This is a genomic window from Celerinatantimonas yamalensis, assembly GCF_046054155.1.
GTDB lineage: Bacteria > Pseudomonadota > Gammaproteobacteria > Enterobacterales > Celerinatantimonadaceae > Celerinatantimonas > Celerinatantimonas yamalensis.
Map to the genome: position 1 here is coordinate 387,679 of NZ_JBEQCT010000002.1, position 24,673 is coordinate 412,351.

At 47.9% G+C, this 24,673-nt stretch carries 24 protein-coding genes; 12 read left to right on the forward strand and 12 right to left on the reverse strand.

Going from position 1 to position 24,673, the window contains the following annotated elements; all coding sequences use genetic code 11:
• Positions 1-213: 213 nt before the first annotated feature.
• Positions 214-411 (reverse strand): hypothetical protein, encoded by a 198-nt coding sequence (locus ABUE30_RS06300; RefSeq protein WP_408622863.1) that lies wholly within the window; start codon positions 409-411, stop codon positions 214-216.
• Positions 392-676 (reverse strand): hypothetical protein, encoded by a 285-nt coding sequence (locus ABUE30_RS06305; protein ID WP_408622864.1) that lies wholly within the window; start codon positions 674-676, stop codon positions 392-394. The genes ABUE30_RS06300 and ABUE30_RS06305 overlap by 20 nt, the downstream gene beginning before the upstream one ends.
• A 722-nt stretch (positions 677-1,398) precedes the next feature.
• On the opposite strand from ABUE30_RS06305, the gene ABUE30_RS06310 reads away from it, so the two are divergent.
• The 11 genes from ABUE30_RS06310 to ABUE30_RS06360 all read left to right on the forward strand — a co-directional run bounded on the left by ABUE30_RS06310 (position 1,399) and on the right by ABUE30_RS06360 (position 12,396).
• Entirely contained in the window at positions 1,399-2,781 is a 1,383-nt protein-coding gene (locus tag ABUE30_RS06310; RefSeq protein ID WP_408622865.1) for a glutamate decarboxylase, read from the forward strand.
• Positions 2,774-4,672 carry an aspartate:alanine exchanger family transporter gene (locus ABUE30_RS06315; RefSeq protein ID WP_408622866.1) on the forward strand — a complete coding sequence of 633 codons (1,899 nt, stop codon included), beginning with the start codon at positions 2,774-2,776 and terminating at the stop codon, positions 4,670-4,672. Before ABUE30_RS06310 ends, ABUE30_RS06315 begins: the two co-directional genes overlap by 8 nt.
• Before the next feature lie 867 nt (positions 4,673-5,539).
• Positions 5,540-6,946, forward strand: coding sequence for a F0F1 ATP synthase subunit beta (gene atpD, locus ABUE30_RS06320; RefSeq protein WP_408623191.1), 1,407 nt, complete (start codon positions 5,540-5,542; stop codon positions 6,944-6,946).
• A complete protein-coding gene (locus ABUE30_RS06325; RefSeq protein ID WP_408622867.1) occupies positions 6,927-7,331 on the forward strand; it encodes a F0F1 ATP synthase subunit epsilon in 405 nt (134 codons plus the stop codon). Before atpD ends, ABUE30_RS06325 begins: the two co-directional genes overlap by 20 nt.
• Positions 7,328-7,693 (forward strand): AtpZ/AtpI family protein, encoded by a 366-nt coding sequence (locus tag ABUE30_RS06330; protein ID WP_408622868.1) that lies wholly within the window; start codon positions 7,328-7,330, stop codon positions 7,691-7,693. The genes ABUE30_RS06325 and ABUE30_RS06330 overlap by 4 nt, the downstream gene beginning before the upstream one ends.
• Complete coding sequence (locus ABUE30_RS06335) at positions 7,680-8,015, forward strand: N-ATPase subunit AtpR (RefSeq protein ID WP_408622869.1); 336 nt, start codon at positions 7,680-7,682, stop codon at positions 8,013-8,015. The genes ABUE30_RS06330 and ABUE30_RS06335 overlap by 14 nt, the downstream gene beginning before the upstream one ends.
• Complete coding sequence (locus ABUE30_RS06340) at positions 8,006-8,713, forward strand: F0F1 ATP synthase subunit A (protein WP_408622870.1); 708 nt, start codon at positions 8,006-8,008, stop codon at positions 8,711-8,713. The genes ABUE30_RS06335 and ABUE30_RS06340 overlap by 10 nt, the downstream gene beginning before the upstream one ends.
• Positions 8,714-8,763: 50 nt before the next feature.
• Entirely contained in the window at positions 8,764-9,054 is a 291-nt protein-coding gene (locus ABUE30_RS06345) for a F0F1 ATP synthase subunit C (RefSeq protein ID WP_408622871.1), read from the forward strand.
• Between the two features lie 3 nt (positions 9,055-9,057).
• The gene (locus tag ABUE30_RS06350; RefSeq protein WP_408622872.1) at positions 9,058-9,840 is read left to right on the forward strand and encodes a F0F1 ATP synthase subunit delta; all 783 of its coding nucleotides are present in this window, start codon (positions 9,058-9,060) and stop codon (positions 9,838-9,840) included.
• Entirely contained in the window at positions 9,837-11,453 is a 1,617-nt protein-coding gene (locus tag ABUE30_RS06355) for an alternate F1F0 ATPase, F1 subunit alpha (RefSeq protein WP_408622873.1), read from the forward strand. The genes ABUE30_RS06350 and ABUE30_RS06355 overlap by 4 nt, the downstream gene beginning before the upstream one ends.
• 40 nt (positions 11,454-11,493) lie before the next feature.
• Positions 11,494-12,396 carry a F0F1 ATP synthase subunit gamma gene (locus tag ABUE30_RS06360; protein WP_408622874.1) on the forward strand — a complete coding sequence of 301 codons (903 nt, stop codon included), beginning with the start codon at positions 11,494-11,496 and terminating at the stop codon, positions 12,394-12,396.
• 250 nt (positions 12,397-12,646) lie between these two features.
• Here the strand turns inward: ABUE30_RS06360 and ABUE30_RS06365 are convergent, their stop codons facing one another.
• The 4 genes from ABUE30_RS06365 to ABUE30_RS06380 form a co-directional block, all read right to left on the reverse strand.
• On the reverse strand, positions 12,647-13,366 hold the full coding sequence (locus ABUE30_RS06365) for a Crp/Fnr family transcriptional regulator (RefSeq protein WP_408622875.1): 720 nt from the start codon (positions 13,364-13,366) through the stop codon (positions 12,647-12,649).
• 931 nt (positions 13,367-14,297) lie between these two features.
• Positions 14,298-15,566, reverse strand: a complete 1,269-nt coding sequence (locus ABUE30_RS06370; protein WP_408622876.1) for a PTS ascorbate transporter subunit IIC — start codon at positions 15,564-15,566, stop codon at positions 14,298-14,300.
• A gap of 12 nt (positions 15,567-15,578) precedes the next feature.
• Entirely contained in the window at positions 15,579-15,857 is a 279-nt protein-coding gene (locus tag ABUE30_RS06375) for a PTS sugar transporter subunit IIB (protein WP_408622877.1), read from the reverse strand.
• 13 nt (positions 15,858-15,870) lie between these two features.
• Positions 15,871-16,314 (reverse strand): PTS sugar transporter subunit IIA, encoded by a 444-nt coding sequence (locus tag ABUE30_RS06380; RefSeq protein WP_408622878.1) that lies wholly within the window; start codon positions 16,312-16,314, stop codon positions 15,871-15,873.
• A 173-nt stretch (positions 16,315-16,487) separates the two neighbouring features.
• On the opposite strand from ABUE30_RS06380, the gene ABUE30_RS06385 reads away from it, so the two are divergent.
• Positions 16,488-17,546, forward strand: coding sequence for a LacI family DNA-binding transcriptional regulator (locus ABUE30_RS06385; RefSeq protein ID WP_408622879.1), 1,059 nt, complete (start codon positions 16,488-16,490; stop codon positions 17,544-17,546).
• A 202-nt stretch (positions 17,547-17,748) separates the two neighbouring features.
• Here the strand turns inward: ABUE30_RS06385 and ABUE30_RS06390 are convergent, their stop codons facing one another.
• The 6 genes from ABUE30_RS06390 to ABUE30_RS06415 form a co-directional block, all read right to left on the reverse strand.
• Complete coding sequence (locus ABUE30_RS06390; protein ID WP_408622881.1) at positions 17,749-18,696, reverse strand: sugar-binding transcriptional regulator; 948 nt, start codon at positions 18,694-18,696, stop codon at positions 17,749-17,751.
• A 160-nt stretch (positions 18,697-18,856) separates the two neighbouring features.
• Positions 18,857-20,275, reverse strand: coding sequence for an L-fucose/L-arabinose isomerase family protein (locus tag ABUE30_RS06395; RefSeq protein WP_408622882.1), 1,419 nt, complete (start codon positions 20,273-20,275; stop codon positions 18,857-18,859).
• A gap of 14 nt (positions 20,276-20,289) precedes the next feature.
• Positions 20,290-21,762, reverse strand: a complete 1,473-nt coding sequence (locus ABUE30_RS06400) for an FGGY family carbohydrate kinase (RefSeq protein ID WP_408622883.1) — start codon at positions 21,760-21,762, stop codon at positions 20,290-20,292.
• Complete coding sequence (locus ABUE30_RS06405) at positions 21,755-22,708, reverse strand: transketolase family protein (protein WP_408622884.1); 954 nt, start codon at positions 22,706-22,708, stop codon at positions 21,755-21,757. Before ABUE30_RS06405 ends, ABUE30_RS06400 begins: the two co-directional genes overlap by 8 nt.
• Positions 22,701-23,531, reverse strand: a complete 831-nt coding sequence (locus ABUE30_RS06410; RefSeq protein WP_408622885.1) for a transketolase — start codon at positions 23,529-23,531, stop codon at positions 22,701-22,703. Before ABUE30_RS06410 ends, ABUE30_RS06405 begins: the two co-directional genes overlap by 8 nt.
• Before the next feature lie 81 nt (positions 23,532-23,612).
• Complete coding sequence (locus tag ABUE30_RS06415) at positions 23,613-24,641, reverse strand: ABC transporter permease (protein ID WP_408623193.1); 1,029 nt, start codon at positions 24,639-24,641, stop codon at positions 23,613-23,615.
• Positions 24,642-24,673 lie beyond the last annotated feature (32 nt).

Here is a 24,673-nt window from a genome sequence, read left to right on the forward strand (position 1 = left end):
CTACTTATTCACAGAACGCCAAGGTGAGGAGATGCCTCACTAGTGAGGTTTTGAGGTCGTTGCTTTTTTTCAGGAATTTTTAGAGAATTTCAGGACGTTTTTCGGGAAAATTCCGAAACGAGAACCTGACGAGGTCAGTAAAATCAGCGGTTCGTCGGAAATTTTAGGAGTTAGGTTTTTTAGGTGTGGGAAAGCGGTCGGAAAGGTTCCGATTTAAGCCGAACGGCAGTCAATTTTCCATTCCCAAATGCGGGTAATGATTTCCCGGCCATCCGCGAGAATGCCTTTGAGTCGGGTCATAAAGCTATCCCGATATTGGTTAAGGTGACACTCCCCTGTTTCATCATCAAACACCAGTTGATAGAAGGGCTGAATCGGACGCCCAGCACGTTTACGCCATACCCCACCCATCTTGTTTGGTATAGATTTGCCAGTTGCCGTAATCGGCAGCATAGTGGATTTTCTGACAGGTTTTCGAAAGTGTGTCGGAATTTTTCAGGCGTCGCAGTTCACGCCAGGCGGTCACTGATGCCCCACCAATTTGTTGAAACTGGCGAATGCCCCAACAGGAGGCCCACGCATCTACGCGTGCAGCCGCTTCAATCGGGTCTTCCCCGTAAATTCCCGATTCTAATCCTTTACTGTAATGTTCTTTTGGCAATATAACTGGTAACACTGCCCATCTTGGGGTCAATGGTAACCACTTTCAGGCGGGAGTCTTTCGCGACAATTTGGTTAAAAATGTCGAATCGTCAAACCCTATAGACTCTCGTTTTTTTAAACGCATATGAGCTACGATTACGACACCTAAAGGCCCCGATAGAACAGTAAATCATAAAAACACGCTGTTGTTACAGTGATTCCTATCTTTAAAGCAAGTGCTAAGCGTCAGAGATTCAGCCATATCGTTCGACTTTGCAGTGTGTTTATTGGGTATCGTATTTCGCTGCAATAGACGATTTTTCTTATCAGACAAGAGCTCCAACCTATGGATGTGCCCATCTGCTGCTGACTTTTTAGGATGAGTGCGCTGTCGTACAGACAAAACTATAGTTGCCAAGCAAACTGCCTAAGTACTCGCGTTTAAGCGCCATCACAGCCATTCTCTCTTAACACTGAGATACCGGTACGAGCCAAGGAATCGGCATCAGGGGATTTTTGCAAACGTAGACTCACCCCCCGCTATGCTGACGGCCTCGACTCGCTGGACACAGCCACAGTGATCAATATGCTACGCAGCTATCTTGGTCAATAAAGACGGCACAAGACGCTCCGGCGTATGACTTAGCGAGACCTCTGGATCGAACATAAAAATCAGGCTCTGCAAGCGCCCATCAAACGACGTACTGAGTTTGCCATGACGCTAGCTGTCAATCAGCCCTTCATAGGAGCAATGAAATGCCTATTCATCACATCAACTTAAATGATAAGTCTAGTATGCGAGACATCTATGCCACCGATGCCTCACAAAAATCGCTCCCCAAGTATCAGCTCCCGGAAGGTCGCATGAAATCTCGCACCGCCTATGCACTAGTACGAGATGAACTGTTGCTGGATGGGAATGCACGCCAAAACCTCGCCACTTTTTGCACGACTTGGGTGGAGGATGAGGTCAAGCAACTGATGACCGACGCAGTCGACAAGAACATGATCGACAAGGATGAATATCCCCAAACAGCTGAAATCGAAAGTCGTTGTGTCCATATTCTGGCAGATCTCTGGCATGCGGAACGATCTCGGCAAACGGTAGGGTGTTCAACCACTGGTTCAAGCGAAGCCGCCATGCTAGGCGGTCTGGCATTCAAGTGGGCATGGCGCAAACGCCGTGAAGCAGCCGGCAAGGATACCAGCAAGCCCAACATCGTCACTGGCCCAGTGCAGATCTGCTGGAAAAAATTCGCTCGATATTTTGATGTTGAAATCCGCGAGGTCCCCCTAGAGGGCGACGCCCTAGGCCTAAAACCTGAAGATCTACGCCAGTATTGCGACGAAAACACCATTGGTGTGGTGGCAACGCTGGGGGTCACTTTCACCGGGATTTATGAACCTATTGAGGCTCTGGCAGATGAACTCGATGCGATGCAGCGTGACCTTGGGCTTGATATCCCTATCCACGTGGACGCCGCATCTGGCGGATTTATCGCACCTTTTATTCAGCGCGATCTAGTCTGGGATTTCCAGTTAGAGCGGGTCAAATCGATCAACACTTCTGGCCACAAATACGGGCTCGCTCCACTCGGTGTGGGTTGGGTAATTTGGGCATCGCAAGAGGACTTACCCGAAGAGCTGATCTTCTATGTCGATTACCTAGGGGGCAACATGCCCACATTCGCGTTGAATTTCTCGCGCCCCGGCGGTGAGATCATCGCGCAATACTACAACTTTTTGCGGCTTGGCTACGAGGGTTATACTGCAGTCCAGCAAGCCTGTTCTGACACTGCTCAATGGCTAGGTAAACAACTGGCAGAGCTCGGGTGTTTTGAGATGGTCTATGATGGCTATGGCGGCCTTCCTGCTGTTGCCTATAAGCTGACCGATAAAAATCACGGCTTTACGCTTTACGATCTCTCTGAGCGAGTACGCATGGGCGGATGGCAAATAGCTTCTTACCCATTACCAATGAATCGTCAGGGAACGATCGTTCAGCGCATTCTGATTCGCCATGGAGTCAGTCGAGATCTGGCGCAACTGCTTCTTGACGACATGAAGCGAGCCATTGATCATCTGACCCAAAACCCGATCCCACACTCGACTGCAAAGCCAGGGTTCCATCATGGTTAATTTTAATCGCTGCAACTGGGCGATCAAAAAATCAGTTATCCGTAGTCTGAGCCTGCTACTTCTTGTCGTAGCAAGGTCCGCCTCGGCCCAAACCGATGCGACCTCACCCGCAAGCGGTGTGGTCGGACAGGTGTTTGACTCGATCAAACCCATCACCGAGGCGGGGCTTCACGGGTTTTTCCAGCTATTGGGCAACCAACCCATTGCGTTCGTTCTACTTGCACTGGCTCTCGGTACGCTGATCGGAAAGGTAAGTTTCAAGACTATCTCGCTGGGGTCGACGGCGGGCACACTGCTAGTTGGGATCGCGGTCTCAATGATCGCTGAAGCCATGTATGGCATTACCTATGCGATACCAAGTATCTTGTCGTCCTTCATGTTGTTGCTCTTTATGTATGCCCTTGGGCTGAGAGTCGGGCCACAATTCTTCTCGGGTCTACGTAAGGGGGGATTAGCATTCGTCAGCATCGGACTGATTGTCTGGAGTCTAAACTGGGTTATCTGCTATTTTGGGGCAAAACTAGTCGGCCTCGCGCCGGGGTATGCAACTGGGCTGATCTCGGGCAGTTATACTATCACAGCGATTTTAGGTGTCGGTCAGGGAGCGCTAGCTAGTGGCGCGTATACACCGCCGCCAGGTATGACGGTCGCACAAGTCGGAGCCAATATGGCAGCTGCCTATGCGATCAGCTATGTTCTGTCGACCGTGGGGATCATCCTGCTGATCCGCTATCTGCCACGCATTTTCGGGCGAAACGCGGTTGCCGACGCGAAGCTGGCAGAAGAAGAGTACAGTGGCGGTGCAGTTCATCCCGTCCCGGGCGCCCCCCACGCTTTGGCGATGGGCTTTTCGCCGTTCGGTGTCCGTGCTTTTGCCGTCACGCACAAACGGTTTATCGGCCGCACCGTGTCGCAACTGGCCGACGACTTTCCCGAAGCGCCCATCCTTCGCGTGATACGCGATGGTCAGATCATTGACCTAAACAGCGACCCTACAGTGCAAAATAATGACATTGTGACCGTGCGTGCAGACGTGGATGACCTCATTTTAGAAGAAGGTGAGCTAATCGGCCCTGAATCCGATGACCCGTTGGCTCGAAACGTACCGATGGAAGTAGCCGACGTGCATATTGGGTCACACAAGTTATCCGGGCAAAGTTTGTCAGAGTTTGGACAGATCATGCCAGGTGGTGTTGCCATCAAAGCCTTGTTCCGTGACGGCACCGAGCTGCCACTCGGACCAAAAACCGATGTCCGATTCGGCGACGTGCTGCGTTTAACCGGTCCAGATGTAGCCTTACAGAGAACCGCAAAACAGCTAGGTGGGCATGCCATCTTGCCAACCATGAAGTCTGAAGTTCTCTATCTTGCAATTGCCATGCTAGTCGGTTATCTAGTGGGGATCGTCACGGTGACGATTTCGGGTATTCCTTTTGCGCTTGGAACATCCGCAGGGGTTATTATGGCCGGTGTGGGCGTGAGTTATTTTCGAAGCCGCAATCCCAACTTTGGTGGGCCAGTCCATGAAGGTGCACGCAGCTTCCTTCAGGATTTTGGGCTGAATGCTTTTGTTGCCGTTCTTGCCGCTAACGTCGGCCCCAAGGTCATTTCCGCTCTGGGTGGCGACACCATTTTGTGGCTTGCACTGATTGGCGTAGCCGGAGCGTTGATCCCGCCGTTCGTCGCTTTCTGGGTTGGAGTAAAGGTTTTTGGTCTCAATTCGATCATTGCCGATGGTTCTGCCACGGGGGCTCGTAACAGTACGCCAGGGCTGAACGCAATTATGGAAGAATCCGGTAGTTCTGTCGCCGCCGTTCCCTATCCGGTCAGTTATGCGTTAACCACGGTGCTAGCTTTGATTGGCGGCTATATCTCGATGATACTGTCTTGATAGGGTAACGCATGACGCTGGAATATTCGATATGGCGAAAAAACGTCGAATAATAGCTCGATGTGACCTCTATATCGAGACTAACACATTGGCGATTGACACTCCGTTAGTCACAGCTATGCTCGATAAGAGGCGCTTTATACATAAAGCGCCTCTTTAATGGGCAACCGATAAGCGCCCAGTGTCACGGACATAATTGCGCAAGGTACAGACATACAGGCAGCCTATTTAATCTGCGGATAACCCAAATAACAGCCTTTGCCACGATGCAAAAAAGGTCATCAATGGCTCATCCGCTATGACTGCGCGAAGAAACAAATGCTGTTTTGCCTATGGATAGATTCTCTGACTATTCATTTTTATAATTTATATATCGAAAAAATTTTCGATATATAAGTATTGAAAAAAAGTTTTGATAGCGATTCTTTTTAACCAGACTGAGTGGTGAATAAGCGCCGCGAAGAGGAGCGCTTTAAAATTTTCTAATCAAGCATGCATCCAATTGTTTTTCAAGCGCCAAATACGAATCATCACTTCCCTCCTCTTGTTGAAAATGCGCTAGGTAAAACATAAATAAAACCGGCCCGTTAAGCCAGCCGCGTATCGAATCAAATCACTGCCCCGATATACAAAGCCGCAAGATAGCCATATCCAAGACGCATTGTTCGCTAGCGCACAGTGTCCCGATAAAACAATCAGTATGATGATAATCGTCGTCAGACAAGCCAGATACTTAATCATCGCTCGTCCACGATCCAAGTACAGCAACTGACACGAGGTTCTAGGTTGACTAAACACCAAGTTTCAGGCAAAGCAAATACATCCCACGTTGGCACGATCATCGCGGTCCGTGGCAGTGTCGTTGACATGTGCTTTGAGCACGAATTGCCGCCGATACACAGTCTGCTGCGCGCAGGAAAGGACGACGACGTAGCGATTGAAGTGATGGCCCAGAGCGATGCGCATCATGTTCGGGGGATCGCTTTAACACCAACCCAAGGGTTGGCCCGTGGAATGCAGGTCAAAGACACCGAGGGGCCACTGCAACAACCGGTTGGCAAAGCCATTCTGTCACGAATGTTCGATGTATTCGGTAATACTATTGATCACGGCCCGCCGCTGGAAAATGTGCAATGGCGCTCAGTTCACAATGAGCCCCCCTCATTGTTACGCCGCTCGACCCATTCCGAAGTATTTGAAACAGGGATTAAGGCTATCGACGTGCTCACCCCGCTTGAACGTGGTGGCAAAGCAGGTCTATTCGGGGGGGCCGGCGTTGGCAAAACAGTACTGCTGACCGAAATGATCCACAATATGATTGGTCACCAGCAGGGCGTGAGCATTTTCTGCGGCATTGGCGAGCGTTCTCGCGAAGGCGAAGAGCTGTACCGCGAGATGAAAGCCGCTGGCGTGTTACCAAACATGGTGATGATCTTCGCACAGATGAACGAGCCGCCCGGCGCACGCTTTCGAGTGGGGCATGCAGCGCTGACCATGGCCGAGTATTTTCGTGACGACGAACACCGTGACATCTTATTGCTGATCGATAACATCTTCCGTTTTATTCAGGCTGGTTCAGAAGTTTCCGGGTTGATGGGACAAATGCCGTCTCGTCTTGGTTACCAGCCCACGATGAGTACAGAATTAGCTGCGTTAGAAGAGCGTATCGCCAATACCGAAAGCGGCGCCATCACCTCACTACAAGCCGTTTATGTGCCAGCAGATGATTTCACTGATCCGGCTGCCGTGCATACATTTTCACATCTGTCAGCGTCTATCGTATTGTCACGCAAGCGCGCCAGCGAAGGTCTATTCCCCGCCATCGACCCACTACAGTCCAGCTCAAAAATGGTCACACCGGGCATTGTCGGCGAACACCACTATAACCTTGCGCAAGCTATTCGCCGTACATTGGCGCAATACGCCGAGCTCAAGGATATTATCGCGATGCTCGGGCTAGAGCAGTTATCGCCCGAGGACCGTAAGATCGTCGCCCGTGCACGTCAGCTAGAACGTTTTCTTACCCAGCCGTTCTTCACCACGGAACAGTTCACCAATCTGAGCGGCAAACTGGTCAGTTTAGAAGATGCATTAGACGGCTGCGAGCGCATTTTAGCTGACGAGTTCAAGGATATGCCTGAAAGTGCGCTGTACATGATCGGCGCGATCAGTGAAGCCCAAGAGAAAGTAGACGCTAGTCATCACAAAAAGCCGCACAGCGATACAAAAGAACACCCCTCGGAGGAGACTGCTCATGACATCGATGACACTTGAGGTGCTACTACCCTTTGGTCTATTCGCTAGTGAAACCGGCGTATCACGTATCGTCGTCGAGACAGTGCAAGGTTCATTTGGCTTATTGCCACTTCGATTGGACTGCGTCGCAGCGCTGACACCGGGCATTCTATATTTTCAGGATGACACGCAACGTGAGGTCTTTATCGCATTGGATGAAGGCGTGCTAGTCAAGACTGGGCAAAAGGTGATGATCTCAGTGCGCCGAGCCATTCGTAGCACCGATCTTGCTCATCTACACGACGCCATCAAGCAGCAGTTTTTGCAACAGGACGCCGAAGAAGCCGCCCTAAGCTTGTCTATGGTCAAATTAGAGAGCGGCTTCATGAATCGTTTTGCATCCATGCAGGATGAAAAACTATGACTCAGGATCCCAAGCTCAACCCGCCGAATTTATCCTCTGCTGAAACGCAATTGGAACAGCGGTTAGGTAGAAAAGTGTGCCGTAAGCTCAAAGCACGCCGTAATGGCACGCTGAGCGTCTGGTTTGGCCTTGGCATGATGGGCCTCATTGGCTGGTCTATTGCCGTTCCCACACTCCTTGGCGCTTGGCTCGGATTATGGCTCGATAAACACTATCCAGGCGGCCATATTTGGACCCTCGCTCTTATCGTAGCTGGGCTAGCGATCGGTTGTTTGAACGCATGGCATTGGATGTTTCAAGAAGACCGCTCAATGCACCCAGAACAAGACGATAAACAGGACAACGACAATGAGCATTTATGATATTAACTGGCTACAGGCAGGACTGGCGCTGCTTGCTGGGGGCATTCTAGGCGCTATATTTTTCGGCGGCCTATGGTGGACCGTGCAGCATGGCGCCACATCGACGACCCCTGCTCGCTGGTTTATCAGTAGCTTTATTGTGCGTACTGGCATCACTTTGTTTGGTTTTTACGCAGTCGGTGCTGGGCAACTATTACAGCTTGGGTGCTGTCTGCTGGGATTTATGTTAGCGCGTGCAATTACCCTGCGCTGGCGTCTGCCACCTAAAACACAGCATACACCAGCCCGGCTCAACAAAAACGGAGAACCTCCATGCGCCTAACGCCTGATACATGGATCTTCTGGCAACACGGTATTTTCAAATTAAACGCCACCATCGTCTTCACATGGATGATCATGGCGGTATTGGTGTTAGGAGCAGCGCTAATCACGCGCCATCTTAGCACTGATCACAAACGCTCTGGCTGGCAGAATCTGTTAGAGATCGTCGTGATCGCAATCATAGGCCAAATCAGGGATGTTGGCCTACTCAACCCACGCCACCACATTAGCTTTCTTGGCACCTTATTTCTGTTCATCGCGGCGGCGGCTCTAGCCACAGTTATACCCGGCTATGAGTCGCCAACCGCTTCTCTCTCCACTACCGTAGCCCTCGCCCTCTGCGTATTCGTCGCGGTGCCGCTATTTGGCATCACAAGTCAGGGACTGATGGGTTACCTAAAATCTTATATGCAGCCAACCCCAATTATGCTGCCCTTTAACCTGATTAGCGAAGCGTCTCGCACAATGGCATTGGCCGTACGTTTATTCGGTAACATGATGAGTGGCGCAATGATTATCGCCATTCTCCTCTCGATTACACCCTTTGCGTTTCCCATTGTGATGACACTATTAGGTCTGCTGACGGGAATGGTACAGGCCTATATCTTTACCATTTTAGCGGGCGTTTATATTGCAGCTGCCACGGCCACACGCAGTAGCAAACCGGCCAAGGTAGCGCCACCAACATCCGAGGCATGAACGGTTTTATTTTAAAATCAATCACCCTACATTAAGCAGAGGTATACTTTATGGACGCACTTACTTGGATCGCAATCGCATCCATTACTATGGCTGGATTCACCACTGGGTTTGGCACGATGGGTCCGGCTCTGGCTGAAGGTCGAGCGGTCGCCGTAGCACTTACCTCATTAGCCCAGCAACCCGATGCATCCGCCACTATCACTCGCACACTATTTGTTGGTCTTGCGATGATCGAATCTACCGCCATTTATTGTTTCGTGGTATCCATGATTTTCATCTTTGCCAATCCGTTTTGGAATGCAGCGCTGGCTGCAGCCTCTCAAGCTATAGGTCAATAAGCCATGCTCATCGACTGGTTTACCGTCGGCGCACAGGCGCTGAACTTCATTATTCTAGTGTGGTTAATGAAGCGCTACTTTTACCACCCAGTACTGGATGCCATCGCCGCACGCGAAAAGAAAATTGCCACCGAACTCACAGATGCCGCTACCACAAAAGCCAAAGCGCACAAACTGCAAAGCGAATTCGAGAATAAGAATAAAGCGTTTGAGCTACAAAAAGCAGCCTTATTTGAGCAGGCTACAAAAGAAGCAAAAGCAGAGGGGGAGCGTTTGCGCACCGAGGCAATTCAGGATGCAGATGAGGCGGAGGCTTCGCGTGCTCAGGCAATTTTAACCGATACCCAGCACTTACACGCCGAGATTGTCCGGAAGACCCAATTGCAAGTATTTGACATTGCCCGCCATGTACTCGATGACTTGGCCGATATCAGTCTGGAACGACGAGCCTGCGCGGTGTTCATTCAACGCCTGATGCGCAGCGAGGACAAGGACCTTGTCCCTCTTAGCGCAGCGCTTAAGGCCTGTTCAAAAGATTCGCCAGCCCTGTTGCGTAGTGCTTTCGAGCTACCCGAGGCACAGCAAACAGCCATTCAATCGGCACTGGAAGATACCTTCGGACAAACGATCGCACTTTCGTTTCTGACCACCCCAGAACTAGTCGGTGGTATCGAACTGAGCGCACAAGGGCAGAAACTAGCCTGGAGTATTGCAGACTACTTAAAAGCTTTATCTTTAAGCCCATCAGCAGATAGCAATAAGCCGGATAAGAAGGCAGTCATATGAGCTCAGAAACCCCCCGTATCGTTAGCCTACAAAGCGTTTATGCGGGAGCTTTTGCTGATATCCACCAGCGGTTGCAAACGTTCAAACCGCAATTGATGCCACAAGAAATAGGCGCCATTGCCAGTGTCTCCACTGGCATCGCCCGAGTCCACGGACTGCAAGGCGTTAACTCAGAAGAACGGCTGATATTTCCCGGTGGCCTGTCTGGCATTGCGTTCAACCTTAACGAGGACAGTATCGACGTCGTCCTGCTCGGTAACTATGTACACTTACACGCAGGCGATGAGGTGCAACGCACAGGCCAAGTGATGAGCGTGGCCGTTGGCGACGCATTGCTCGGACGCATGATCGACCCGCTAGGGCGAGAACTGGATGGACTCGGACCCATAGCAACGCAGCAACGCCTTCCTATCGAGCGGCCAGTCACCGCCATTATGGACCGCGCCCCAGTGACCGAGCCACTGCAAACGGGTCTAAAGGTTATCGATGCACTCATCCCCATCGGGCTTGGTCAGCGTGAGTTGATCCTCGGCGATCGTCAGACTGGCAAGACAGCCATCGCCATTGACGCCATTTTCAATCAACGCGGCAAAGATGTGCTCTGTGTTTACTGCGCGATTGGTCAACGAGCATCAGCAGTGGCAAAAACGGTGGCGAACTTGCGCGAAAAGGACGCGATGGCTTACACCATTGTTGTGGTCGCTGAAGGCAACGATGCACCTGGTCTGGCCTATATTGCGCCCTACGCGGCGACCAGTATTGCCGAATACTTTATGGAAAAGGGCCGAAACGTACTCATTGTTTACGACGATCTTACCCATCATGCCCGCGCTTACCGCGAGTTGTCATTGCTACTGCGTCGCCCACCGGGTCGAGAAGCCTTTCCTGGTGATATATTCTACATCCATTCACGGATGCTAGAGCGCGCCACACACCTCAATGACGCGCGCGGTGGCGGATCGATGACCGCACTACCCATCATCGAAACCGAGGCACAAAATATCTCAGCCTACATCCCGACCAATCTCATCTCCATTACCGACGGGCAGATCGTGTTATCACCATCATTGTTCGAATTAGGTGTACTCCCAGCCATTGATGTTGGTCAATCTGTCTCCCGAGTTGGCGGCAAAGCGCAGCGGGCAGCTTACCGAGCAGTGGCGGGCGATCTGAAACTGGCTTATGCGCAATTTGAAGAGCTAGAAACCTTCGCCCGATTCGGTGCGCGACTGGATGAAGAAACCCGTCAATCCATCAACCATGGCAAACGTATTCGCGCCTGTCTGGGACAGGCAGAATTTTCGCCAGTACCGGTAGTCGCACAGATCGCTATTTTATTGGCACTCAATGCAAATCTGTTTGATCCCGTCGCCCTTCACCAAATGGCGGCGGCGCAGCACGCGGTGACCCAAGCCACCAGCAACCTACCCGATGATCTTGTCAAACGCATTTGTACCAATGACACGTTAGCCGATGCTGATCGCCAGCAGCTTAGTGACCTCGCTCAAAAAGCAATTACATCGTTCTTGTCTGAGGCAGAAACAACCTCGCAGGTAGATGATTCAGCCCAACCAGCAACCGAGACTGTCACTGAAACCAAGGAAAAATCATGACCATTCAGATTCACTTTCATCATCATGTCAGCAAGCCCTGATGGCCACCACCCTAACAGCACTGCGACGCCAGATAGATAGCGCCGGAGACCTTAAATCCGTGGTTCGTACCATGAAGGCCTCTGCAGCATCCGCTATTGGACAGTATGAACGCTCAGTAGCCGCTCTTGCCGACTATTCACATACCGTCGAACAGGGCCTTGGCGTGTGTCTAAGATCAGCCGAACGGATGAGTTCACCGACTACGCGCTTGTCATCTCGCCCCGATAATATACTTTTGCGCGCGGTGGTCTTTGGCTCGGATCAAGGGCTCGTGGGTCGCTTCAACGAAGTAGTAGTGGAACATTCCGTCACAGCACTGACGCAGACGACATCCAAGGTTTGGACGGTTGGTGAGCGAGCCCATGCCCGACTAATCGATGCCGGTATTCAACCTGAAGGCCGATTTGAGGTTCCCGGATCAGTCGAGCTTATCACCCGATTGGTCGGAGAAATTCTAACCAAAATTCAAACGCCTGACGCAAATGCCAAGAATGAAACTCAGCCCACCGCATTGATTCTTTTCTATAATCGGCCAACTGCAGTGGGTTACGCCCCCGTGAGCCAGCAACTACTGCCGCTTGATGCAAACTGGCAGCACGAGCTTGCTAGCCGGCCGTGGCCCGGTGCGCAGCGCCCCGAAGTATTGGACACCAGCGTGCAAACTTTGCGAGCCTTTATTCGTGAGCATCTGTTCGTCTCGCTATTTCGTGCCTGCGCTGAGTCGTTGGCCAGCGAAAATGCCAGCCGTCTAGCCGCGATGCAGCGCGCCGATCGTAACATCGGTGAATTATTAGCCGCGCTGCACGCTCACTTTCATCGGCTACGCCAAACAGGGATCGACGAAGAACTTTTTGATGTAGTCTCAGGTTTTGACGCATTATCGTCAAGTGACACCACCTGAGCTTTTGCTTTTCTCAGTTTCTTTCGCGACCCAAGCACCACCGACCGCCAACCACTGAGGCGAATCAGGAACAAGACCGTGACTTTGGTAAAAAACAAGCTCGAGAGGTATTCTCAAGGCGGGATCACTGGCAAACAGACCAAGAGTGCGACTCAATGATGGTGACTTAAGTTTTAAGCGATTGGCAACATCCGCTATAATTGTCGGCGCTCCCCACTTCGATGCACTCAAGCGCCATAGGTCGGCATAGCTAGATGTGTAACGGTTCGGTCAGTAGACGATCCGTTTCTTTTTTTACAACCGCGTAGCATTCACAGCAAAGTTTCTCAAGTGCTGGCCGATCAAGCACGGTGATATGTCCACGGCAATACTCAATCACACCTTTACGTTGCAATCTGCCTGCGGCCTCGGTAACGCCCTCGCGACGAACGCCAAGCATATTGGCGATCAATTCTTGAGTCATAATCAACTGATTACCGTTCAAGCGATCTAGCGATAATAGTAGCCAACGGCATAGTTGCTGATCAATCGAGTGGTGACGGTTACAAACCGCGGTTTGCGCCATTTGCGTGAGCAGTGCTTGAGTAAAGCGCAGCATCAACACCATCAACTCACCATGGCGATTAAATTCCTCTTTGAATAAACGCCCTTGGAAGCGATAAGCATATCCAGCACTTTGAACAATAGCTCGGCTCGGGGTGCTCTCTCCCCCCATGAATAGGGCTGTCCCCACCATTCCCTCATTACCGACTACCGATATCTCTGCAGAGGCACCACTTTCCATCACATACAGCATCGAAACAATTGAGTCGGTAGGGAAAAACACATAGTGCATAATATCGCCTGACTCATGAATTACCTTGCCCAGCGGCATAGGCACGAGTTCGAGCTGGGGAAAAATTCGTTCTTGGACTTCGTCAGATAGTCTAGCTAATAAGTGGTTCTGTTGCGGCGATGATAGTTCAAGCATGCATTGTTCCTTTTTCAGGATCACTTCATTCCAATTACCATAGCCTTTTGGAAGGTGTGAATAAGCCTAAATTATAAGAGCATAGTCACATTTCAATACTCTTGTGAAATCTGACATGATGTAAAGACCAGTTGCTGAACTTTGCCGATGCTGAAGTCGCAAGCATCGCGCCATTCGAACAGGAACCTGTCGTAGCCATGCAGCACAAAACCTAGATTGATAGCATCAAGTATTATACCCGCTTGATCGGCAAAATTGTCAATATTGTGCATTGTTCGATGAATATTAATATTAATATTGTAATGGATCCTATTTACTACGCCGCTTGATCACGCATGTTAAATTTTTAGCAGAACGATTTTTGACTCATACAATGCGGCCCGACAACACATATCCTTTGTTTGGGTATTGACAAAGTTATCTATCTAAAAGCGATAAATGGGGCATTTACAGTTCGAACCTGTATAGAATAGAAAACATCTAGCAACACATCTTATCCAATGAAGAGGTTATAGTTCATAGGATCGTTTATTGAAGGCGGCAAATGCGCCGCGTTCGCTATACTGATCACCGATTGACGAGGAGTGATGTCCCTCAAAAATCATTCGACCTTTGCTTGAGTCGCTCTAATCAGGTTTTGAGGGCCAATTTAATCTGTTCAATCTATCGTCATAATATGTATGAATGAGATATCGCTCAAAATTAAATGTAGCCAAATCTGAAAAAGTATTTTTGCCAAATAGCGGCATAATAAACGAGAGCTATAGACAAGCCGCTTGAACGTTTACATGCCTCATCGTCTAAACACATGGGCATTAACGGCAATATACGAAGACGCTCTTAATCTGCCAATTTGTCAGCGAATCGGACATAGTAAAAAACCAAGTCTATCGGTCTTGATAGACTTGGTCTGTGCTTATTTTGATTGAGTCTAGTGGAATAGCTGAACAATATGTCCCAATAGAATACCAACGACCCCAAAGTCAGAATCACTAAAGGTGGTATTAGAGTAGCCCAAGCTACCGAGTACGGGTAACAAGAACACTGGCAAGAAAGTAATTAATAGCCCTTCGCAAAAAGAGCCAATGACCGCGCCGCGTCGTCCTCCCATTGCATTACCAAATACCCCCGCTGTTGCACCAATAAAGAAGTGAGGGACAACTCCAGGGATAATCACGGTGATGTGGGTAAGATAACAGATGAACATGCCGACCAAACCGGCACTAAAACTACTAAGAAACCCGATCAAAACAGCATTCGGCGCATAAGGAAAAACAATCGGACAATCTAATGCAGGTTTTGAATTCGGCACCAGTTTATCTGAGATCCCTTTAAACGCAGGGACGATTTCAGAAATCAACATTCTTACGCCTTGGAGAATAATATAGACCCCAGCCGCAAACGTAATCGATTGAATCAGTGCAAACACAACCCAGTATTGCCCGTGGCTAACACCAGTGACAAAATCTTTTCCAGCAAAAGCGCTAGACACCAAAAAGATCACGGCCATAGTGCATGAAATAGCAACGGGAGTATCTCTTAAAAACATCAACGACTTGGGCACGACAATATCTTCTGTCGATTTAGATTTATTACCCACTCGTTTAGCAATAAATCCAGATAGAACATATGAAAAAGTCGAAAAATGACCCAAAGCAATATCATCTGACCCCGTTATCTCCCGCATGTATGGCTGAGCCAGAGCGGGCATCAGAACCATAATCATCCCCAGCACAAGCGATCCCAGGCCGATAAGCGCAATCCCACTCATCCCTGCAGCGGTTAAAATAGCCGCAATCATAACGGCCATGTACAAAATATGATGGCCTGTTAAGAAGATATATTTCCAGGGGGTTAATCGAGCGATTACAATATTGACAATCATCCCGAAAAACATAATCAGTGCCATTTCTTTGCCGAATGATTTTTGTGCAATCGCAACAATTGCTTCATTGGTCGGAACAACACCGTGGATCCCAAAGGCAAACTGGAAAATAGTTGAGAAATCCCCCAGCGAGGCAATGACAACACCAGCCCCGGCACCGATGATCAAAAATCCCATCGTAGTTTTAATTGAGCCTTTGATACATTCATCGATTGATTTCCTTTGCACCAACAAACCAATCAGTGCAATCAACCCCACTAAAACAGCTGGGACAGATAGGACATCATATATTATAAAGTGAAAAAAAGTACCCATGACTATCACCTCCTATGATTCGAGCTGTTTAATCGCCGCTAAAATTTTCTCTTTCATTGCGACTTGATCAACTACATTATTTAACGATACGACCATGCCAGATTTAACCGAAAACTGAGTAGTGATATCTCGCGTACCAATAAAAATATCAGAGTGTGTTCCTTGCACAGAGGATAAGTCGACATGATCAATTTCATATTCTATTTTTTCTGCATCTAATATTTTTTTGATCATGATTTCCATCATTAAGCTACTACCTAATCCATTACCACAAACGACTGTAATTTTCATAATTCTCTCTCTTTCAATATTTATCTAGAATTGAATAAACTTCAGTTATGTTTTTACTTTTTATTAACGATGCAATATCGTCTTCATTTATAAATAGTTCTGAAACATTTGCGATAATATCAACATGTGAGTTTTTATCAGTTGCAGCTAATGTGACGATAATTTTGACAGGATCATTTTCATCAGCACCAAAACTGACGCCATCTCGAATCACGGTTAAACCCAAAGATAGCTGATTGACACCATCTTCCGGGCGAGCGTGAAGTAATGCGATGCCTGGTCCTAATACATAGTAGGGGCCAATTTGCTCATGCATGTTAAAGATGGCCTCTTTGTAAGATGGACGAATACACCCGTCGTCTAAAAGTGGTTGAAGAGATATATCAATCGCCTCTTTCCAATCACAGACAGAGTCGACTAAAATGATCCTCGATTTAGGTAATAACTTTGTCAGCATAGCAAGTCCTTTTGGTCATCTATTTTTTACATTACACACAGAAATTTACCCATATATATGTGATATAGATCGACAAAATAAAAACACCGATGTTATTTATAACATCAGATAGCAGTTTTATATCAAAAATGTGATATATATATCATTGTGATAGAAGTTGATTTGGAGTGTGCATGGAAGAGAACAGCAAGAAAAAAATAAACCGCAAAAAACAAGTAACATTAGCGGATATCGCCAAAGTAGTTGGCGTGGGGAATATGACCGTTTCTCGGGCACTTCGAACGCCAGAGAAAGTCTCTGATGCGGTTCGACAAAAGGTCGAAAAAGTTGCCTTAGAAATGGGATATCTAACCCCGATACAAGCTAAACTCACGCAAAATACTGGGCTAATCCTTGTTCATTCCTCTGATTATCTAGCCTATTTTGAACTATTCTCAGCACTGCAAGATATGTTACATAAAGCCAATATTAACTTTTTAATAGATTCGTCTATCCGTAACAGTGATGATGAAACCAATAAGTTAAAACTATTAACTTATATTAAACCATCTTTTGTTATTTTATCCGCAACACCGCATAGCGGAGAAACAACTTATTTACTCAGTGATCTTAATATACCTGTTATTGAAATATTATCAGAGATACCCACACCGATAGATATTAATATTGGCATATCACAACAAAAATCGATGCACGATCTCACCACTAAACATATTGATCATGGTTATTCTGATATTTGTTTTGTTTGTGACAATTCAGATATTTGGAAAATAAAACAACAAATCATTGGTTGGCAACGGGCGATGATTTCAAGAGGGCTCAATCCAGAAAAGACCTTAAATATTCCTCAATCTTTTCACTTTTCAAAATCATCAAGTGTAGTGCCAGATATATTATTTCAATGGCCAACAACTCAATTGATATTATGCAGTAGCACTCAGATCGCTAATGCGATTATTTGTGAATGTCTTCGTCGAAAAATTAAAATTCCGGAAGTATTATCGATAGCCAGTATAGGGAGCCTTGATGTCGCTCAAAGCCTCTATCCAAGTCTTAGCAACGTAGATATTCCATTTGCTGAATTGGCCAAAGATATCTATAACGTCATTAAGCAGTGTTTAAATGGCGCCCCAATTGAGCATAAAAAAATGATCCGTGAAGCACATATTCAACTTCGAGAAAGCTCATCTAGAAGAAAACCAAAACCTTATACAAAAAATGACTGGTTTTAGTTCTGTGCGAATTCAAGCTACATGAGAAAAACATAAGTCAATGGCGAAGCTGAGACAACATAGGCATGAATAGCGCTATGCTGTCTGTTTGGGATTAAATCACTATTTAAATAGGTAAAACAGAATAATGATCTAAACATACCACTTGCTGATCGATGAAAGAGGCCTTTCCCCCAACTGGAGTCGATGTTTGCATAACCCTTCAGCGAAGTAAGAGCTCGGCAGTTGCATAGTCGACAATCAAAACATCAATATAATGCCCCTGTAATGCACCCTTAATGGCTTGAGTTTTGTCTTTGCCACCCACTAATGCAACCACTCGTGGACAGGACTTGAGCAAAGCCAGATCCATACCAATCACCGGATCATCCTCATCGGATAAGACGGGTTGTCCCTTTTCATCATAATAATGCAAACAAATATCGCCGACGGCCCCTTTTTTGGAGAGAAGATCGAGCATATCGCCTTGATAATAATTGCCCGATGTTTTTAATAAGCTGGAGGGCTCTAGCATACCAATCCCCACCAGCGCTAAATCAACTTCTTTAAACATACCCACCACGGATCCTACATCCTCAGTGGTCAGCAACCGATTTTTATACTCTACCGTCCGCTCAATACTCTGAGAGGGCAATAAATAGGAATGACAGTTGAGTAAATTAGCCAATGAGTAAGTGAGCATAGTGGCCTGAATATTTCCATTAATACCCACCCCACCAAGCAGTTGTACCACGCCCCGGGCTGTCACATTAGTCGGATGCAATTGCTCAACCATCGCTCGGATGGTACTACTCCACGATGAGATACCAACAAGATCATCATGATGCAAGGAGGTCTCTAAGTAATGGGCGGCCGCTGAACCAATCGACTTTTTAATCTGTTCTTTGTTGTTCGGATCATCCACATCTACCACAATTGCCTGACTCAGCTCAAACTGTTGTTGTAATTGGGCTTCGAGGTTTAAATAGATGTTAGCTGGTTGCACCACGCTAATTTTAACGAGGTTTTCTTTCAGGCAGCGAGATAACGCGCGAGACACAAATGACTGGGATAGATCGAGCAACTTAGCAATATCTGACTGCTTTTTCCCCTGTTCATAATAGAGGGTTGCAATCTTAACTAACAGTCGCTGTTCATCTCTTTTTAGCATTCAAAGATCCTCAATCACTCAACCTGTTCAACTGCGCAATTTAGCATTTTTATGCATGATTGCATACTGACCGCATCAGCCACATTGCGCCAATCAATATAGGGAGATAAAGCAAAGGGAAAAATAGGCATGCCCACACATGCCTATAAACAAAACGGTGTTAGTGGTGGTAATGACAATCCACCTGCATATATTTAGAAAAGACTTCATAAAGCACATCAGCACACGATGAATGATTAAAGGCCACATGGTGCTCAAATCCATTCTGACAAATATAGGCCAAGAGTTCTTCTAAATGAGGCACTTGAGCGACCGCGCGACATCCAACGGTTTCAAGGTCGTCATCAACGAGTGCGCCTTGCCCCACATAAGCTTTCATGGTTGCGCTAAACTCATCGGTTGATAGACGAAAATAGGTTAAAGGCCCCGATTTCATCCGACCATTAATCGCCCCGCAGGTATTTTCATTGCCAACGGTTGTACCAATGATATCAGCAGTACTCATAAATGGTTCATGCAAGTGCTTGGTCGCAAAGTTACCACAATGGAATAACACACACTTATCCCGCTGCTCGCCAAAATTATTGTTCCAATCGGCAATCGATGTCGGTTCATCAGCGGCAATGGTTAAGGCATACATCGAGATCGCACCCATGACATCCACTTCACAGGCACTGGGAATAAACGAGCTGGCCATCACACTCATAATCGAGCAGACATTTACACCTAATGTCTCCTGCAATGAAGTCCAACATTGAATAGCGGTTGCATCAATATCGTTATCGCTCACCCACTGGCCAATCACAACAAATAGCTTCGCCATCGTGAGCAGTTTATCTTGGGGAATTGAGCGAGTATCAGCATTGGCTTTGAGCAATTCAAGCTTATCTATAATCCGCAAGTCGTCATCACGCAGTGAGTCAACCTTGGCAAAAATTTCTGATAGATCAATCGGCTCGACGCTAATCCCAAGTCGTTCAAGCATTTTTTCGCTATAACGGACGGTGTTGAAGCTCGCTGGTCGTGTGCCAATTGCGCCAATTCGACACCCTTTTAACGCCGCATAAGTGCGGCAAACACGCGCAAATTTATCTAGGTCTGTGCGAAAAACATCACTTTCAATTTTACACACATGTTGGGTCGTCAAACTGAATGTAATCCCATATTGGCGCAGATTATTACACAGTGAGATCTTGCCACAGAAGCTGTCTCGGCGGGTTTCAAGCCCCATTTTATCGAGATCGTCTGCTTCAGCCTGAATGAGCACTGGCACCGTCAATCCAGACATTCGAATCGCATCAGCCACCGCTTTTTCATCACCAAAATTTGGCAATAACACCACAATGCCTGCAATTTTATCGCGATTAGCTTTCAGCATCGTCGCCGCAATTTTAGCATCTTGGTAGGTTTCAACCTGCCCATAAGGCGTTTGTTCAGGGCTTAACATCACCGGTTCAATAGCCATCTCAGTGAACATGGCCTGAATGCTGTTACGGGCATCTTCAACCAAATAGCTCGGAAAAAAGTTGCGGCTCCCAATCAGGACAGCCAAAGACAATTTGTTAGTATTTTTCATCATGTATTCCTTTTCTTTTACAGACAAATTTGCTCAATGAGTGCCTTCCACTCTGAGTATTTGGCTTGAATGAGTGATGCATCAGGATTGGGTTTGATCATTTCGACGTGCTGCTCTAGCGCCGCGATATCCTGATAGGTGGGCCACCAGCCTAATGATTTACCCGCTAAATAGGCGGCGCCTAAAGCGGAGACTTCCGCGACATTATTTTTGATCAATGGAACTTGCAGTAAATCTGCCTGAAACTGCATTAACGCTTGGTTTTTTGTTGGGCCACCATCAACAGATAACTGTGCCAGTGGATGACCACAAACCTCCTGCATGGCGAAAAACAGATCGGCAATTTGATAGGCGACCGACTCAAACGCCGAACGCGCCAAGATGCTCGGACTCGAGGCATCAGTTAACCCCGTAATCATTCCTTTCGCTTTAGGTTGCCAGTGCGGTGCACCAAGACCTGATAACGCAGGGATAAAATACACCCCCGTATATTCAGGCGAGCTCCACGCCAACCGACTGAACTCATCAATATCGTGAATACCCAATAGCTTCGCCATATATTGGATCGCCGCGCCGGTGTGGGTAATGTTGCCCTCCATAGCGAAATACGGCTGCTCGTCGAACCAGGCAATGGTTGTTGAAACTCGCGGATCAGGCGGCTCAGTCGGTTTCATTAAAGTCATCAATGAACTGCCCGTACCATAAGTGGCTTTCACAATACCTGGTAAAAAGCCTCCCTGCCCAAACAATGCGGCATGCGAATCACCCAACTGCGCGTGGATGGTGATACCATCTGGTAGTCCTGGGACGTGCGATGTTACCCCTCGAGGGCCGCAGGAGGAGACAACCTCCGGCAAACAGCGCTCTGGAATATGAAACAATTCCAGCATGAGAGGGTCCCATCGAAGCTGATGAATATTAAACAGCTGATAACGTGATGCATTGGAATAGTCGGTAACAAAGCGCTTCCCACCGGTTAGCTTCCAGACGAGCCACGCATCCACAGTACCAGCACAAATCTCCCCAGCCAGAGCTCGTTCATAACCTCGCTCAGTGTGCGCTAACAACCAGACAATTTTAGATGCAGGAAACAGCGGGTCTAGCTCCGAGCCACTGATCGCTTTGATGTTAGCGGCTGCCGGTTGCTGAGCTATCGTCTCGCAAATATCAACTGAACGGCGACACTGCCAGCTCACTAGCGGCGTCAATGGCTTACCGCTCGCGCGCTCCCATAGCAACACAGATTCTCGCTGATTGCTGATCGCGATACCGCTGAGTTGTTGAATGTCCAGCGGCTCTAGACATTGCTTTATCGCTTCCAGCTGGGCCTGCCAAATCGCCTGCGGATCTTGTTCCGCCCAGCCCGGCTGCGAATGGCTGAGCGTCACAGGAACACTGGCTTTGGTTAGAATATGACCCTGTTGATCAATACTCATCGCCTTGGCATTGGTGGTTCCCTCATCGAGCGATAAAATGTAGGGACTAGACACAAGCACCTCCACCCAACAGTTCTTTGGCACGCTGACAGATATGCGCTGCATCAATACCATGGTGGGCTCGCATATCGTTTCGATCCGCAGCTATCGCATACTCGCCATCACCAATGCCCAGACGCTGCAATCGTACGGCCAGGCCTTGCTCGGCAATCACTTCAGCGACAAGGCTTCCAATCCCACCGTTGATGTTATGTTCTTCAACACTGATAACCAGCGGCACATCAGCGAGTAACTGCGCAAGCTGCGCGCGATCACAAGGGCGAATCGACGGGATATTAATCACCTGCGCCGAAATCCCTTCTTGATCTAGGCTTTGAGCGGCACTCACCACTTCATGCGCGGTAGAGCCCATTGCAACCAACGTAATATCGTGGCCTTGGCGCAACAGATCAATTTGCCCAGGAACAAATATATAGTCATCAGGATAGATCTCAGGAAGTGCCTTGCCATCGAGACGAATATAGACAGGCCCGACCTTTTCGATGGCATAATCGATGATCTGCCGACACTGGTTTGGCGATGCGGGGGCATAGATTTCGATATTGCCAAACCCACGCAGTACACTGATATCATCAATGCTGTGGTGGGTACTGGCTAAAGGGCCATAACTTGCCCCGGCATTAAGACCAAACAACTTCACATTGGTGCTGTTGTAACAGATATCAACTTTAACCTGTTCATTGGATCGTGAAATCAAAAAGGGCGCGGCATTACAGGTCACTGCCACTTTTCCGCCCAGTGCAAGCCCTGCTGCTGTGCCAACCATCGCCTGTTCAGCAATCCCAACATTGATCATTCGACCGGGAAAGGCTTTTTCAAACGGGGCAATTTTAGCCGTCGACGTTGAATCTGCAACCACGGGAACCAAATCGACACCGCGGTTAACAGCAGATATCAGTCGCTCTACCATCACATCTGCCAAATGTTCTCTGTTATCCATGACTTAGCTCCTCTAATGCACGATCAACTTCATCCCCTTTGGGAACACGGTGGTGCCATTCGGGTCGCCCTGCAATAAACGAAATCCCGGCGCCTTTGATAGTATGAGCAATCACAACATGCGGCTTACCATTAGCTTTTAAACTTTCTAATACGCTAACCACTGAGCTCACGTCATTGCCTTCGCATTCACTCACCTCCATCCCAAATGCCCGCCACTTTTCATCGAGTGGATCAGTATTCATGATGTCTTTGGTGTAGCCAGCCAATTGCAGCCTATTTTGGTCATTTATAATAATAAGATTATCGAGATGATAATGTGCGGCAACCAACGCGGCTTCCCAATTACTCCCCTCAGTGAGTTCCCCATCACCAGTAACCACGTAAATTTTTCGATCACTCCCACTTTTTTTGGCGGCGATGGCCAGCCCAACGGCTACCGGCAATCCATGTCCCAGAGCCCCAGTATTTAACTCAACACCTGGGGTTTTATGCCGAACAGGATGGCCCGGCAGTTTAGAGTCCGCACACTGATAGGTAGGCAGCAATGATTTGGGAAAGTAGCCCGCCTCAGCCAAGCAGCAGTAGTAGCCACCCGCGGCATGACCTTTGGATTGAATATAGATATCCCGCTGCGGGTCAGTGATGCGATCCGGTCCACAATTGAGAATACGAAAATAGAGTGCTGTAACAATTTCGACTTGCGACAAGTCTGCTCCGGTGTGTCCACCTGCTGGACTTTGTGAATTTAAGATCACGATATCTTTTCGGATCTCCCTCGCCTTCTCTTTTAACTGCTCAATCGACAATTGATGGGCATTCATATCATCCTCCAGATATATTCATATATGAATATATATTCATGTTGTTGACAAAAAATCGCTGTTTCGTTTTAGGTCAACTTATTATTGCTGCGCTGAAATGGCAGCTTTGTACTGTAGTCGGCTTTGCATCTGATCGATGATCACAGCAATGATAATGACAATACCTTTGATCACCATCTGCCAGAACTCACTGACACCGAGCATCACCAAGCCATCAGCCAGAATACCAATCACAAAGGCGCCAACTAACGTGCCCATGATGGTGCCTCGGCCACCGGCTAAAGATGTTCCCCCGAGAACAACCGCTGCAATGGCGTTCATTTCAAACGATGTGCCAGTCGCAGGGTTACTAGCCACTAATTGAGAGGTCACCACAATGCCAGAGATCGCAGCACAGAGCCCAGAAATGGTATACACCCAGATTTTGACATGATTGACCTTCACTCCCGATAACTCGGCGGCTCGCTCATTGTCGCCAATGGCATAGACATGACGACCAAAGGGAAGCTTTTTGGCGATATAAGCGATAATACCGGCCATCACAAACATCATCCAAATAGCATAAGGAAGCCCGAGTAGATGACCAGAACCAATTTGCTCAAACCCAGTATTACCTAGCAGAGGATCCCCCTGCAGACCGGGAAACGTTTCGCCGTTTGAGAGCAACATGGCAGCCCCACGGATCACATACATACTGCCCAACGTACAAATAAAAGGCGCGACGTTATAACGGACAATAATCAAGCCATTAGCCGCACCAATTAACCCGCCAATAATCATCACACTTGGAACAATCACCCAAACGCTTGGAAAAATAGCAATGCCAAACAAGGGGAGTACAATCCCGTGATCAATTAAATAGCCTGCAACCATGCCACAGAACCCGAGAATAGCCCCCACTGAAAGGTCAATTCCTGCGGTAATAATGACAAACGTCATTCCTAGAGCTAAAAAGGCATTAATGGCAACATGTTTAACCATAATAATTAAGCTTCCGGTTTCTAAGAAACCATCCACCGTTGAGGTGAAAAAAGCTAAAATAATAAATAACGCAATGAAGGTCCTCATTTTGAGCAACATTAAACCAACATGACTGGAATTAAATCTCATGCGTGCAGGTGATGTATTTTTAATGGCATCTG